The following is a 13,932-nucleotide window of genomic DNA, read 5'->3' as shown; positions in this document are numbered from 1 at the left end:
CCACTGGCTGACAGGGTGGATTGACGCAGACCCTCCAGTGTCGCGCATTCCGCCGGGAACGTGGACGGGCTACTTCCATTCGAACAGGACGGACTTGCCGTTGCCCTGGGGATCGTTGTCGAACTCGAACAGGCCGACCAGGTCGTTGAGGCGCAGGAACGCGTCGGCGGTGCTCTCGAAGAAGATGCTGCCGCGCCAGCTGACCGCGCCGCCCTCGGTGAAGTGGCCGATGCCGCTGCCGTGCCAGCTGTACGTCTCGCCCTTGTCCGTCATGCCGACGCCCTGGCCCTCGCCGAACAGCGAGCCGTCGGGCCGCAGCTCGGACTCGTAGCTGACGAACTCCCGGACCTGGTGGCCGAGCAGCTGCCCGGTGCCGGTCATCGAGACCTCCAGCGCGGGACCGCCGACCGTGGCGAGGACCCGTCGGCCGGTTTCCGTGGTGGTGAGCTCCGCTATCCGATCGCCGAGCATGATGCCTCCTTAGGAATCCCCCACTCCAGACTGCGCCCGCACCGGGGGCCCGGCAACGCTACGAGTGACCACCGTGCGCACTCGCTCGTTGAGCTGGTCATGAAGAAGTCGAAGCGCGTTCTCACCGCCCTCGCCCTGATGGGCACGGCCTTCGCCGCCACCGCCTCCTCGGCCGGTTCCGCCCACGCCCTCGCGGGCATCGGCGAGGGGCCCGGCGGCCTGCTCGCGGCGCCGGGCTTCCTGCTCGCGGACACCGTCACCGGGGGTGAACTGCCGGTCGGGCAGGGGCAGATCGGCAGCCTGGCGGACCAGGCCGTCAAGGAGAAGATGAAGGAGTCGCAGGGGCACTGATACGCCGTCGCCCCCGTCCCCGCACGGCGGTCCGCAGGCGGCCGGCGGCTACTCCTGGAGCTCGGCGACGCCGGTGATGCGGTGCAGGGCGAAGGTGCGCAGTTCGTCGGCGTGGTGGTCGAAGGCGGTGACGAAGCCGCCTTCGACCTTGACCGGGTCGATGATGCGCTGGCTGGCGATGCCCTCGGCGTTTAGGTAGCCGATCCACATCCGCTCGCCGAGGAGGACGGCCGTCTGGAGGGCGGCCAGGGTCTCGGCGGCGGCCGTGCGGGGGAGCCGGAGCGGGTCGGGCGTGGGCTCGCGGCGGGCGGCGGTGGCGGCGCGGTCACCGGCCCGGATGGCCTTGATGGCGGCGGCGAGCAGGGTGTCGTCGGGGGTGGGCGGGCCGTCGGGGACGGGTACGGGCGCCGTCCGGGGCGGGGTGCGGTGGCTGTCCGGGCGGGTGATCAGCACGTCGCCCTCGGCGGATTCGGCGGCCGGCGCGTAGCCCATGGTGCGCAGCGCGGCGAGCAGGACGTCCGGGGCGGCCTGGGAGGCGAGGACGGTGGGGGCGAGCAGCCGCAGCCGCAGGTCGGCGGAGCGGCGGTCGGCGAGCACCTCGTTCAGCAGGGACGGGTCGTCGCAGCGCAGGTAGGAGGAGGCGGCGCCGACCCGCAGGATGCCGTGCCGGCGGGCGACGTCGTCGATCAGGTACGCGAGGGGCTGCGGGACGGGTGTCCGGCTGTGCTGCTCCAGGAAGGCGCGCAGGTCGGCGGCGGTGCGTCCGGCGTCCAGGGCGCGGCGGACGGACGCCGGGGTGAAGCGGTAGACGGTGGCGCCGCCCTTGGACTCGATGTCGGCGCACAGGGCGAGGGCGTGGGCGAGCGGGGTGAGCAGCGGGCCGGGGGCGATCGCGGTGAGGTCCGGCTGGAGGATCACGTGGTCCAGCGGCTGCGGGAGCAGCGGGGCGAGCACCTCGGCCGGGTCGGCCTCGGCGGTGAGCAGGGCGCGGGCGGGGGCGGCGAGGGCGCCGCGGCCGGTGACGCCGAGCAGTTCGGCCTCGGCGAGGGTCCAGGCGGTGAGGTCGTCGCGCAGCTCGCGGCCGTCCTGGCCGGTCGGGCCCCCGCGCAGCGGGCGCTGCCAGCGCAGGGTGGGGAGCAGGTCCTCGGCGGTGGCCGGGGTGCCGGGCGGGAGTTCGGCGAGCAGCGCGAGGGCGGCGCGGCGGACGGCCGGGGCGAGGGTGCGGTCGAGTTCGGGGCCGAGGGCGGCGCGCGCCTTGCCCTTGCCGTCCGGGCTGCCGGCGAGGGCGGGGACGCGGGTGGCGGCGAGCCAGGCGGTGGCGAGGACGGACCAGCGTTCGGCGGTGTCGAGCTGCAGCCAGGTGTCGTAGCCGGGGGTCGGGGCCCAGCGTTCGTCCACCTCGCCGTCGGGTGCCAGCAGGCCCGCGGTGTAGGCGAGTTCGAGCCAGAAGGCGGCCTGCTGCTCGGTGGTCTCCAGGGCCTGGGCGGCGCGCTTGAGGTCGCGCACGCCGAGGCCGCCGGCCCGCAGGGTGAGCGGCGGGGTGAGGCCCCAGCCGTCCAGCAGCTCCTCGACGGTCTTGACGGCGGTGTGGGCCTGGCCGGCCGCGGCGCCGTCCACAGCCTGTGGATCGCGCGGGGCGGCGGCGGGCGCGGGTTCCGGCTGGACCGGCTCGACGGTGCGGTGGGTGCGGCCGCCGCGCAGGTGCAGGGCGAGTTCGCGGGGCAGCACGACGCTGCCGGGGCTGGTGGGCAGCAGCAGGCCGCGGGCGAGCAGCCACTCGACGGGGCTCTGCGCGTCCTCGGCGGTGACCGGGCGGGCGGCGTCCGGGACGGTGCCGGTGGGCGGGCCCCAGACCAGCCGGTCGAGCAGCCGCAGCGCGGGCTCGGGGGCGGTGTCCAGCAGCGCGGCGCAGCGGGTGCGGTCGGTGAGCAGCGCGGTGAGTGCGGCGACGGCGGTGACCGGGTCCGCGGTGGCGGGCCGGCCGGCCGAGGCGAGCAGTTGCTGCAGCCGGGCCGGGGAGGTGCCGGCGGTGGCGTCGGCGAGGGTCGGGCCGAGCCCGGTGCGGCCGGGGTTGGCGGCGGTCGGCGCGAGCGCCTCGCGGACGGCGAGGACCAGTCGCAGGCCGTTGTCCGGGCCCCAGAGCAGTGCCCGGTCGCGCAGGGTGGCGATCGCGCGGGGCAGGGCGGCGGCGACGGCGGACCGGTCGGCCGGGGTGAGCGGGGTCGCGCCGGGGTGCGGCTTGACCTTGGCCGGGCCGGTCAGCAGGGAGCGGACGGTGGTCACGGAGGTGCCGTCCGGGGTGGTGGCCAGTGCCTCGGCGACCTGCAGGGTGAAGCGGTCCAGTCGCTCCAGGGCGCGCAGTGCGGAGGCGCGCGAGGAGAGCCGGGCGGACAGCTGGGTGAGGTCGCCGGGGACGGGGTTCAGCAGGTCGGGGCGGGAGCGGAGCAGGGCGGCGAGCGCGTCGTCGGGACGGGCGCGCAGCTCCTCGGCGAGGGTGCGCGGGCCGGTGGTGGACCGGCCCCGGCGTTGGGGGCCCTGCTGTGTGGTCATTCGACCTAGGTTAGTCGGGCGGGCCGACGGCGTGGTGTCCCGCGCACCGCCGGACCGGCGGCCGCTCCGCCCCGGCGGCCGGACTCGCGTGGGCGGGGGCGGGGTGGGTAGCGTCACGCCGAGGGCGGTTCGGTGGGCGGCCGCGCTCTCCAAGGGCGGGCCGGGCGAGGCGGGGTGTCGGAGATGACGGACGGCGAGTGGTGGCGCAAGAGCGGGCCGTGGAGCGAGCGCCCGGCCGGGGGTGCGGAGGACCGGACCGCACCGGGCGGTGCCGTTCCGGGCGCCGGGGCGGGCGTACCGGCCGCCGCGGGCGCCCTGTCCGTGCCGCCTGCGCCGTCGGTGCCGCCCGTGCCCGCGTCGGATCCTGACAGCGTGTACGACCCCCCGGCGCCGAGTGCGGCCGGGATCCCGTCCGTCCCGCTGAACCCGCCGGACGCGGTCGAGGCCGAGCGGCGGGCGTCCGCGATCCCGCCGCCGACGGTGAGCAGCACCGGCCCGTGGACCATGACGGTGTTCGACTTCTCGGACGGGCCGGAGCCCGCGCCGGGGCCGCTCCCCGGGCAGCGTGCGCCGGAACCGGCCGACGGGTCTGCCGAGGCCGGGGCCGCGGCGCAGCCGGCGGGGCCCGGGGCGGACCCGAAGGCGGCGCGGCGGGCGGGGAAGCTGCGCCTGACCAAGGGCAAGGCGGCTCCGCAGGCCGCCGTCGGCGCGCCCGGGGCTCCCGCGGGCGGGAAGGCGGCGGGGAAGGCGGCCGGGAAGGGTGCCGGAAAGGGGGCGGCGGGCAAGGACGCGGGTGCCCGCAAGGCGTCCCCGCTGATCCTGCTCTCCAGTGCTCTGCTGGTCGGCGGCGCCGTCACCGGCTTCTTCCCGGTCATGCTGGCCGGCTGGGGCCTGGGCTACCTGTCCCGCCAACTCTCTGACCTGATGCGCAAGTTCGTGATCCTCGGCATTCCGCTGATCACGATGAGCGCGACCACCCTGTACAGCATGCAGCACGCCAAGCAGGGCGGCGCCCAGGGCGGCGGCGGTCTGCAGTCGGGCTCCCCGCTGGGCCAGATCAGCTGGTCGTCGGCCCCGAACGTGCTGCGGCTGTCGGCGGTGATCTCCGCGGTGGTCCTGCTGCTGGTCGGCATGCGCCGCCGGCCGCCGCAGCAGCAGGGCTGAGGCGCCGGCGGTCACCGGGGCCGTCGGCCGTCGGCCGGCGGCGGGGCGCGGTCGGCGGGTCGGCGCGGTCGGCGGGGTCGGTGCGCAGCCGTGGGCGGTCAGCCGTCGGCGAGGTGGACGAGGCGGCGGAAGGTGTCCGGATCGCCGAGGTGGTCGGTGATCCAGCGGGCGACGGTGGCGCGGGCGGCGGTGCCGGCGCGGGGGAGCGGCCGGTCGTAGGAGACCAGGGGGTGGGCGGACGACGGCCCGTCCTTGAGCATCGGCACGCGGACGACCGTCCAGTCGACGTCCGACTCGGCGAGCACCTCCTCCATCCGGGCCAGGTCGTGGTGGATCTCCCGGTACAAGCGGTCGACCACGAGCCTGGTCACCACCCGTTGGGCGAGCGGGAGCCGGCTGGGGTCCAGCCCCGCCGAGCCCATGGTCACCAGGTGCGCGCCGCCGCCGGCCCGCACGGCGGCGGTCAGGGCCCGGGCGCCGTCGGAGAAGACGGTGGTGGCCCGGCGGCCGGTGGTGCCGAGGGCGGCGACGACGACGTCCTGGCCGTCCAGCGGTGCCAGCAGCGACGCGGGTTCGTGGACGTCGGCGGCCGCGGTGCGCGGGGTGCCGTGCGCGAACTCCGGTAGCCGGGCGGGGGTGCGCGCGACGGCGGTGACGGTGTGTCCGGCCGCCAGGGCGAGGTCGACCACCAGGCGGCCGGTACGGCCGGTGGCGCCCACGACTGCGATCCTCATCGGTTCCTCCTTGTGATCGCGGGGCTCCCCCGCGAGCCCGTGCGGCCCCGGCGGTTCGCCCTTGCGATTCATTCAGACGGACTGTATGAATGAATCAAGTGAACCACAGCACACCGTGAGAGCAAGCCCCGAGTGCAAGCCCGAAGGAGCGATGGGACATGGGAGTTCGACAGGCGCGGTACCCCGACCTGAACGGCCGGGTCGTCGTGATCACCGGCGGCAGCCGCGGCATCGGCGCGGAGACCGCCCGGGCCTTCGCCCGTCAGGGCTCGGCCGTGGCCGTCCTCGGCCGGGACGAGGCGGCGCTGGCGGAAGTGGCCGCGGAACTGCGGGCGGAGGGCGCCAGGGCGCTCGGACTGGTCGCCGACTGCACCGACCCGGCGGCGCTCGACGCCGCCGCGGCCCGGATCGAGCGGGAGCTCGGCCCGGTCGACGTTCTGGCCGCGTTCGCCGGCGGCGACGGCTACCCCGTACCGACCGTCCGCGAGACCGAGGAGCACTGGCGGGCCGTCGTGGACGGCAACCTCACCGCCACCTTCCTCACCGTCCGGGCCTTCCTGCCCGGCTTCTCGGCCCGGCGCAGCGGTTCGATCGTCACCATGGCCTCGACGGCGGGCCGACTGCCCAGCGGGGCGTCCGCCGCGTACGCCGCGGCCAAGGCGGGGGTGCTGATGTTCACCCGCCACCTGGCGCTGGAGGTCGCCGGCGAGGGCGTACGGGTCAACGCGGTCGCGCCCGGGGCCGTCCGCACCGAGCGGACCGCGGCCCGGATGCCGCTGGAGGTCCAGGCCACGGTCGCCGCCGCGCACCCGCTGGGCCGCCTCGGCGAGCCGGAGGACCTGGCCGCCGCCACGCTGTTCCTGGCCTCCGACGCCTCGTCCTGGATCACCGGGCAGACCCTGGACGTCAGCGGCGGCCGGGTCATCGTGTGAGTGCCGGGGCGTCCCGGCGCGGGTGAACCGGCCGGCGACCCCGCCGGTTCGCGCGATACTGCCAGTTCACGCGGAACCTCCGGTTCACGCGGACGGCACACGCGGAACGAGTGGAGGCGAGCGGGATGAGCCCCCGGTCCTACCGGATGGGACAGCGGCAGGCGGAGGTCGACGAGACCCGGGCCCGGATCGTCGCGGCCGCCCGGGTGCACCTGGCGGAGACCGGCGGGCTCTCGCTGGACGCGGTCGCCCGCCGCGCGGACGTCGCCCGGGCCACCGTGTACTACCAGTTCGGCTCCAAGACGGGCCTGCTGGAGGCGGTCTGCGACGCCCTCGCCGAGCAGGGCGGCATGGCCCGGCTGGCCGAGGCGTTCACCCTGGCCGACCCGTGGGCGGCGGTGGACCGCTTCGTCGAGGTGATGGGCGGCTTCTGGGCGTTCGACCGGGTCTGCACCCGCCGGCTGCGCGCCCTCGCCGCCCTCGACGACGAGGTCGGCCGGGTCATCGCCGACCGCGACGCCCGGCGCCGGGAGGGCGCGGCGGTCCTGACCGGCCGCCTTCCCGCCGCCCCGCCGGACGCGGCCGGCCTGCTGTTCGTCCTGACCGCCTTCGAGACCTACGACGCCCTGGCGGCGGAGGTGGAGCCGACCGCGGGGGACGGGCCGGCCGCGGCCGTTCCCGCCGTCACCCGCCTGGTCCGCGCCGCCCTCGGCGGGCCGGGGGCGGCGGCGGGTTAGGAGGGTAGGGGGGCGGCGGGGCATGGCGCGGCGCGGCATGGCGCCGGGCCTCAGCGCAGCGGGAGCGCCTTGACGCCGGAGAGCACCGGGACGAGCTGGTACCGACCGTCCCCGGCGCCGCAGGCGGGCTTGGTGTCGGGGGTGTCGGAGATGTTCGTCCCGGCCTTGAACCGGCCGTCCCCGCTCGGGGCGAAGGTCGTGAAGTGGTCGTGGTAGCCGGCGTAGTAGTACATGCACTGGTGCAGGTTCAGGTACCGCCCGGCGGTCAGGTCCAGGGGCGTGGCGCTCGACAGCAGGGGGATGGGCAGGTCGGTGCCTCCTCCGCCGCAATTCGGTGCGGTGTCACGGGTGTTGGAGACATTGGTGCCGGCGACGAACTTGACGTCGGTGGTCCCGACCGTCGTGGTGAGGTGGTCCTTGTCGTAGTCGCTCCAGAAGACGCACTGGTGCAGGTTGAGGTAGCGGCCGGCCGTCAGGTCGTAGCCCTCGGCGGCCGTGTAGACGTCGGGCGTGTAGTTGCCGTCCCCCGGGCCGCACACGGCGGCGGAGACCGGGGTGTCGGAGACGTCCGTTCCGGCCTTGAAGCGCCCGTCCAGGCTCGGGACGAGGGTGGTGATGAGATCGAAGCTGTCCGGCAGGAACGGGCCGGCGTAGACACACTGGTGCAGGTTCAGGTACCGGCCCGCCGGGGGCGGCGGCGCGATGCCGGCGGTGGCGGCCGGAACCGGGCCGACCAGGGCGGTGACGGTCAGGACGGCGGCGGCGAGCGCGGCGGGGGAGCGTGGGGACAGGCGCATCGGGGGACTCTCCGTGGTGCGGTGCGGCCGCCCGGGACGAGCGGCCGTCACGCACGAGGCTTCCCGCCCGCCCGGTGCTCCCGGCCGGAGCGCGGCAGATTCACCTGAACGACCGTCCGCTCCCCCTCCCCGTGTTGACGCGGAGGGTCAACTGGCCTGCCCGGCAGCCGTGCTGAGGATTACGGCGAGGACGGCGGCGGGGTCGTCGGTCGGCAGGGCGTGGCCCGCACCCGGAACCAGGGTGACCCGGGCGTCCGGGACGAGGTGGTGCAGCCGGGCGGCGGCCTCCCGGGCGTCGTGCAGGGCGCTGCGCTCGCCGAGCAGGAAGTGCGCGGGGCCGTGGAGGCGGCCGAGTTCCTCGTCGGTGAGGGTGGTGGCCGGCGGCAGCCGGCGGCGGAAGCCCAGGGAGGCGCGCATCAGGGCCATCAGCTCGGTCTCCAGGATCGCACTGTTGCCGACCAGTGCCGCCAGTCGGGGCCGGAGCGGGCGCGGGGCCAACGCGGCGAGGCCGCCGGCGATGAGCCAGGCGTAGAAGCGGCGGCCGGGGTCGGCCAGGCCCGCCGGGTCGACCAGGGTGAGGGTGGCGGTCCGCCCGGGGTGGTGGATCCGGTGGTTGAGGGCGATCCAGCCGCCGTAGGAGCAGCCGACCAGGTGGACGGCCGGCAGGTCGAGCCCGGCGAGGAGGTCCTCCAGCCAGGCGGCGGCGTCGCGCCCGTCCCGGACGGGGGCGCTCTGCACGCTGGCGCCGGGTTCGCCGACGGTGTCCACGGCGATGACGGGGTGCCGGCGGGCGAGGTCGTCGAGGTGGCCGTGCCACATCAGCGCGTTGCCGCCCGAGCCGGGCAGCAGGACGATCGGCTGCCCCTCGGCGGGGCCGGTGCGGTGCACCCGGGTGGTGCCGAAGCCGGTGGGGACGTCGAGCGACGTCCGGGGGCCCGGCCACAGTCGGGTCAGCGCGCGCTCGTACGCGGTGCGGAAGCGGGCTTCGGCCTTGCCGTTGCTGAACTCGCTGATTCGCATGATACATGTGTATCACATGCATGATACGGGTGTACCAGAAGAAGGGCCCCGACCGTCGGGCCCCGCCACGGAGGTCGGAACATGACCGCGAAGGTCGAGCACGAAGAGCGTCGGCGGCAGATCGCCGAGGCCCTGCTGCGCATCGCCGACACCGAGGGCCTGCAGTCGGCCAGCATGCGGGCGGTCGCGGCGGAGGCCGGTGTCTCGCTGCGGCTCGTGCAGTACTACTTCACGACCAAGGAGGGCCTGCTGCTCGACGCCCTGACCAGGCTCGGCGCCCAGCTCCAGGCTCGGATGGAACGGTGGATCGGCGAGGCGCGCGCACCGCAGGAGGTCGTCACCGCGATCCTGTCCTGCATCCTGCCGACGGACGCCGAGAGCCGCCGGATCACCAGGACGTACGCCGCGTACTACACGCTGGTGCTCAACGACCCCGCGGTGCTGGAGAAGCAGGCCGCGCAGCCGCCGGCCCTGCTGGAGGGCTTCCTCGCCAAGCAGCTCCGCGCGGCGCAGGAGGCCGGGCAGATCGACGCCCGCCGGGACACCGCGGTGTCCGCGGCCGGACTGCTGGCCATGGTCAACGGCCTCGGATCCAGCGTCCTGGGCGGCCAGCGCGACGGCGAGGAGGCGCTGGCGATCCTCACCTACCACCTGGACGAGCTGTTCCGGACGCCGTGAGACACGATCGGGTCGGCCACGGCGGACGGACTGCCGGGCCGTCAGCGGACCTCTATACACTCGCGTACGACCGTGGGATGGGAGTCGTGAATGTATGTAAATAAGCTGGCCATGAGCGGCATCCGAGGGTTCGACGGTCGACGGAAATTCGAACTCGACTTCTCTCGGCCGGACGGGAGCCACGCGGGCTGGACAGTCCTGGCCGGGCGCAACGGATCAGGCAAGACGACGATTCTTCGGGCGATCGCGATCGGCCTCATCGGACAGCGGTTGGCGTCGCAGGTGGAGGACTCGCTGGAAGGATGGCTCTCCGAGAACCGGAAGCAGGGAAGCATCCGGCTCGAAGTGTCGAACGACTCGCTGTGGGACGCCGGATATCCGGACGACACGGTCGATGCGATCGAGATGGCCTGGAGGACCGGGCCCGTGAAGCGCAAGGGCGGTGAGCGCATCCTTCCCCGTGGGATCAGGGATCGGCTCCCGATCGAGATCAGTGAGCGCTTCGAGTCCGAATTCGAGGAGCGCCGGTCGTTCGCGCGCGTTTCCTTCAAGGCGTCCGCCGAACTGGAAGAGGTCCTCTGGTCCGGTGTGGGGTATCCAGGATGGTTCCTTGCCGGATACGGCCCATTTCGCCGTTTGACCGGGGGAAACGAGGAGGACGACCGGGCCTCCCGGCATGCCGAGGAGGTCGGTTTCCGCAGAATCCCCGACTACGCGAACAAGCTGTTCGCCGTCCGAACCCTGTTCAACGAGCGTGACTCGCTTTCCGAAGCGGTCAGCTGGCTCATCCGCCTCCACATGCAACGACTTGAGGACCTGCAGCGCGGCGAGAAGAAGAGCGGATCGACGGACCTCCTGGAGTCGATCTTCGCGCTGCTCCAGGACGGGCTCCTGCCGGACCACTACAAGGTCTCCCGGGTCGACCTCCAGGGGCTCTGGATCACCAACGAGGAGACCGGCAGGTCCACCCCGCTCCGGCAGATGAGCGACGGATACCGGACGGTCGTCGCGCTGGTGCTCGACATCATCCGGCGCATGTTCGCCGCGTACCCCTATCCGGACCTTCACCGGGTCGTGTACGAGAACGACACCCCCACCCTCCGCCACCCCGGGGTGGTGCTGATCGACGAGGTGGACGCGCACCTGCACGTGTCGTGGCAGCAGCGCATCGGCGCATGGCTGAAGGCGCACTTCCCCCAGGTGCAGTTCATCGTCACGACCCACAGCCCCTACATCTGCCAGGCCGCCGACGAGAACGGACTCATCAGACTGCCCGGCCCCGGCGAGACGAGTCCACCGAGCATCGTCGAACCCGGCCTGTACCGAAGGGTGGTGTACGGCACCGGCGACGATGCGGTCATCTCGGACCTCTTCGGACTGGACACCCCGTACTCCGCCAAGGCCCGTGACATCCGGAGGAGCCTGGTGGAGCTGGAGACGAAGCTCGTCACCGGCCGGGCGACGGAGGAGGAACTGGTCCTTCTCCGGGAGCTCAAAACGCGTCTCGCGAGCTCTCCGGTGACGCGCGTCGACGAGATCTCGGCGAGGCTGCTCGGAGAGTCCGGCGGCGGTGACCGGTGATTCCGGTGCGTCGGTTAGAGCTGCCCGGTGCGGTGGAGCTGAGGCTCGGCGTGCTGACCAGGGAGGTCACGGCGACCACCGGTTCCGTCGAGCAGGTCAGGACCGCCAACCTGGCATGGAAGCGGAAGACCTTCAGAAGGGACGCGTACGCGCCCGCACTCGGCAGGCTCAAGGAGATGGCGCCGGGGCATGACTGCTGCATGTACTGCGGCCAGAACCTGGCGGATCACATAGACCACTACGTGCCGATCAATGTCGATCCGCTGCAGGCCTTCTCGTGGTTGAACTACCTCCTGGCCTGCAGTACGTGCAACAGCAGGTTCAAGAAGGGTGCGCACGCGGTCGACGACACGGGGATCCCCATGCTCGTCAACCCGACGGTCGAGGACCCGTTCGTCCACCTCCACCTGGTCCTGGACACGGGCGAGTACTGCGGTCTGAGCCCCCGAGGCGAGTACACCGTCAGCACGTGCGGACTCAACGCCGACAAACGCCCCGAGGCCCGCCGCCACGCACGGAACGTGATGTCCCTCGCCCTTGAGCGGTGGTGGACCGCCCGGGACCGCGGGCTCCCCGACGAGATGTCCCACGCACTGAGCGTGATCCGTGACCAGCCCTTCGCCGGAGTGTTCCAGGCGATGCTGAGGCAAGCCGTGAGAAGCGAAGCCGACCTGCTCTTCGCCGGGATCCGCGACAACGCCCGGTTGCTGGACATCCTGCGCTCGCCCGGTGTGCAGAACGAACTTCGGATCTCCGTCTAGGACACCCGCCGGCCCCGCGCGCCGACGAGCGCGAGGGGCCGGCGGGGGCGCGGCCGGTGCGGGCCGGTGCGTGGCGCCTACAGGTGCTTGGCCAGCGCCCGATGGATGCGCTGCCAGGCGTCCTCGGTGGCCGCGGCGTCGTGCCCGTCGGCGCGGTCGGCCGCGAAGCCGTGCCCGGCGCCCGGGTAGGTGACCAGCTCGTGGACGACCCCGGCCTCGGTGAGCTTCTCCTCGACCGCCTGCCACTCGGCGAGCGGCAGGATGTGGTCCTGGTCGCCGTTGAAGCCCAGCAGGAACACGCCGTTGGCGGCGATGCGGTCGGCGGTCTCCAGCGGCGGGACCGGGCCGACCAGCGGGAAGCCGGAGTTGAGCATCCAGCCCGGGTAGAACACGGCGGCCAGCTCGAAGCGCAGCTCGGTGGCCGCGCGGACGGCGATGTGGCCGCCCATGCTCGTGCCGAGGAAGGCCACCCCGTGGCCGTCCGCCGCCCCGCGCGCCGCGGCCAGCGCGTCGGCGGCGTCGGCCACCAGCTGGTCGCGGTCCAGGGCGCGCATCAGGACGAGACCGGCCTCGCGCTCCTCGGCGCTGTAGCCGAGTTCGGTGCGGCGGGCGCTGCGCCAGTAGAAGTCCGGTGCCAGCGCGACGTACCCGAGGGCGGCCAGCTCGGCGCAGATCCCGCGGACGTAGGCGTTGACCCCGTACAGCTCGGAGCAGACCACGACCGCGCCGCGGACCTGGCCCTCCGGGTGGTGGACGTAGGCCTCGATGCCGCCCGGCGTCCCGATCTCCTGCCAGTGACCCGTCATCAGTTCCCCCGTGGTGCAGGTCGGATGGTTTCGGCGGACATCGTAGACGGTCGCCGCGGCGGGGGCCGCCCCCCTCGCCGGGCGGGGGTTAACACCCGTACGGGACGGGTGCTTTCCCCGTTCTCCGGGCCACCCCGCCGAACCAGACTCGGGGCCATGCCCACACAGCCCGTGACGATGACCGTCGCCCCCGCCCCGCAGGCCGAGAGCGCCGGCAGCGACTTCGCCCGACTGAGCCGCCGGATGGCCGCCGAGGGCCTGCTCGACCGGCGCCCCGGCTACTACGCCGCGCGCACGGCCCTGGTGCTCGCCGCGTTCCTCGGCGGCTGGTGGGCCCTGTTCGCGCTGGGCGACACCTGGTGGCAGCTCGGCCTGGCGGCGGCGATGTCCGTCGTGTTCGCCCAGGTCGCCCTGCTGTCACACGATCTGGCGCACCGCCAGGTGTTCAGTCGCCGGTTGCCGAGCGAGATCGGCGGCCGGATCGCCGCCAACCTGCTGATGGGCATGAGCTACGGCTGGTGGATGAACAAGCACACCCGCCACCACGCCAACCCGAACCACGAGGAGCGGGACCCGGACGTCGCGCCCGACCTCCTCGTGTGGTCCCAGCGGCAGGCCCGGCAGGCGAGCGGGATCGCGCGGTTCATCGGGCGCCGACAGGCGTTCCTGTTCGTCCCGCTGCTCCTGCTGGAGGGCCTCAACCTCAGCTTCAACAGCTTCCGCGCGCTGCGCAGCCCGACGATGAAGCGCCCGGTGCTGGAGGGCGTGCTGCTGGTCGTGCACTTCGCGGCGTACTTCGGGCTGGTGTTCGCGGCGCTGCCGGCGGGCAAGGCGATCGCGTTCCTGGCCGTGCACCAGGCGCTGCTCGGGGTGTACCTGGGCGCGGTCTTCGCCCCGAACCACAAGGGCATGCTGATGGTGACGCCGGAGATGAAGCTGGACTTCCTGCGCCGCCAGGTGCTCACCTCGCGCAACGTGCGCGGTGGCGTGGTCATCGACGCGGTGATGGGCGGCCTCAACTACCAGGTGGAGCACCACCTGTTCCCCAGCATGCCGACCCCCGCGCTCGGGCGGGCCGCCCGGATCACCCGGGAGTTCTGCGCGGAGGAGGGGATCCCGTACTACGAGACGGGCCTGCTGCGGTCGTACCGCGAGATCTTCGCGCACCTGCACCGGACGGGGGAGCCGATCCGCTTCGGCGAGTGAGTGCGCGGGTCGAGGGACGGGAGTGGGAAGTCGGCGGGGCCGACTTCCCACTCCCGTTCAAGCCCGGGGCCGCCGCCGCGGGGCCGCCGGGGGCCCCCCCAAACCCGGGGGCGCGCGCGGGGCCGGGGGGCCCGCCCCCGCGCA

The 13,932-nt window shown here is 73.9% G+C and carries 14 protein-coding genes; 8 read left to right on the top strand and 6 right to left on the bottom strand.

What is annotated here, in order from left to right:
- Nucleotides 1–69: 69 nt before the first annotated feature.
- The gene (locus tag ABT048_RS32540) at nt 70–471 is read right to left on the bottom strand and encodes a hypothetical protein (RefSeq protein ID WP_350525157.1); all 402 of its coding nucleotides are present in this window, start codon (nt 469–471) and stop codon (nt 70–72) included.
- 99 nt (nt 472–570) lie between these two features.
- On the opposite strand from ABT048_RS32540, the gene ABT048_RS32535 reads away from it, so the two are divergent.
- Nucleotides 571–822 (top strand): hypothetical protein, encoded by a 252-nt coding sequence (locus ABT048_RS32535; RefSeq protein WP_030235101.1) that lies wholly within the window; start codon nt 571–573, stop codon nt 820–822.
- Between the two features lie 48 nt (nt 823–870).
- Here the strand turns inward: ABT048_RS32535 and ABT048_RS32530 are convergent, their stop codons facing one another.
- On the bottom strand, nt 871–3,372 hold the full coding sequence (locus ABT048_RS32530) for a helicase-associated domain-containing protein (protein ID WP_350525156.1): 2,502 nt from the start codon (nt 3,370–3,372) through the stop codon (nt 871–873).
- Between the two features lie 183 nt (nt 3,373–3,555).
- On the opposite strand from ABT048_RS32530, the gene ABT048_RS32525 reads away from it, so the two are divergent.
- Complete coding sequence (locus ABT048_RS32525; protein WP_350525155.1) at nt 3,556–4,536, top strand: hypothetical protein; 981 nt, start codon at nt 3,556–3,558, stop codon at nt 4,534–4,536.
- 98 nt (nt 4,537–4,634) lie between these two features.
- On the opposite strand, the gene ABT048_RS32520 is transcribed toward ABT048_RS32525, so the two are convergent.
- Nucleotides 4,635–5,270 (bottom strand): NAD(P)-dependent oxidoreductase, encoded by a 636-nt coding sequence (locus ABT048_RS32520; RefSeq protein ID WP_350525154.1) that lies wholly within the window; start codon nt 5,268–5,270, stop codon nt 4,635–4,637.
- Nucleotides 5,271–5,428: 158 nt separating this feature from the next.
- On the opposite strand from ABT048_RS32520, the gene ABT048_RS32515 reads away from it, so the two are divergent.
- Both ABT048_RS32515 and ABT048_RS32510 read left to right on the top strand, forming a co-directional pair.
- On the top strand, nt 5,429–6,202 hold the full coding sequence (locus tag ABT048_RS32515) for an SDR family NAD(P)-dependent oxidoreductase (protein WP_350525153.1): 774 nt from the start codon (nt 5,429–5,431) through the stop codon (nt 6,200–6,202).
- 125 nt (nt 6,203–6,327) lie between these two features.
- On the top strand, nt 6,328–6,939 hold the full coding sequence (locus tag ABT048_RS32510; protein ID WP_350525152.1) for a TetR/AcrR family transcriptional regulator: 612 nt from the start codon (nt 6,328–6,330) through the stop codon (nt 6,937–6,939).
- A gap of 50 nt (nt 6,940–6,989) precedes the next feature.
- Here the strand turns inward: ABT048_RS32510 and ABT048_RS32505 are convergent, their stop codons facing one another.
- Together ABT048_RS32505 and ABT048_RS32500 are read right to left on the bottom strand one after the other, a co-directional pair.
- Nucleotides 6,990–7,736 carry a hypothetical protein gene (locus tag ABT048_RS32505; RefSeq protein ID WP_350525151.1) on the bottom strand — a complete coding sequence of 249 codons (747 nt, stop codon included), beginning with the start codon at nt 7,734–7,736 and terminating at the stop codon, nt 6,990–6,992.
- A 147-nt stretch (nt 7,737–7,883) separates the two neighbouring features.
- The gene (locus ABT048_RS32500; protein WP_350525150.1) at nt 7,884–8,756 is read right to left on the bottom strand and encodes an alpha/beta fold hydrolase; all 873 of its coding nucleotides are present in this window, start codon (nt 8,754–8,756) and stop codon (nt 7,884–7,886) included.
- Between the two features lie 81 nt (nt 8,757–8,837).
- On the opposite strand from ABT048_RS32500, the gene ABT048_RS32495 reads away from it, so the two are divergent.
- The 3 genes from ABT048_RS32495 to ABT048_RS32485 all read left to right on the top strand — a co-directional run bounded on the left by ABT048_RS32495 (nt 8,838) and on the right by ABT048_RS32485 (nt 11,776).
- Entirely contained in the window at nt 8,838–9,434 is a 597-nt protein-coding gene (locus ABT048_RS32495; RefSeq protein WP_350525149.1) for a TetR/AcrR family transcriptional regulator, read from the top strand.
- Between the two features lie 111 nt (nt 9,435–9,545).
- Nucleotides 9,546–11,015, top strand: a complete 1,470-nt coding sequence (locus ABT048_RS32490; protein WP_350525148.1) for an AAA family ATPase — start codon at nt 9,546–9,548, stop codon at nt 11,013–11,015.
- A 5-nt stretch (nt 11,016–11,020) separates the two neighbouring features.
- Nucleotides 11,021–11,776, top strand: coding sequence for an HNH endonuclease (locus ABT048_RS32485; protein WP_350525147.1), 756 nt, complete (start codon nt 11,021–11,023; stop codon nt 11,774–11,776).
- A 77-nt stretch (nt 11,777–11,853) separates the two neighbouring features.
- On the opposite strand, the gene ABT048_RS32480 is transcribed toward ABT048_RS32485, so the two are convergent.
- A complete protein-coding gene (locus tag ABT048_RS32480) occupies nt 11,854–12,582 on the bottom strand; it encodes a dienelactone hydrolase family protein (protein ID WP_350525146.1) in 729 nt (242 codons plus the stop codon).
- A 156-nt stretch (nt 12,583–12,738) separates the two neighbouring features.
- Between ABT048_RS32480 and ABT048_RS32475 the strand changes: the two genes are divergently transcribed.
- Nucleotides 12,739–13,788, top strand: coding sequence for a fatty acid desaturase family protein (locus ABT048_RS32475; RefSeq protein ID WP_350525145.1), 1,050 nt, complete (start codon nt 12,739–12,741; stop codon nt 13,786–13,788).
- The last annotated feature ends 144 nt before the right edge of the window (nt 13,789–13,932 follow it).

It is taken from the genome of Kitasatospora sp. NPDC096140 (assembly GCF_040303045.1).
GTDB lineage: Bacteria > Actinomycetota > Actinomycetes > Streptomycetales > Streptomycetaceae > Kitasatospora.
Note: the sequence above shows the minus strand (reverse complement) of the source record. Positions and strands in the feature narration are given on the sequence as shown.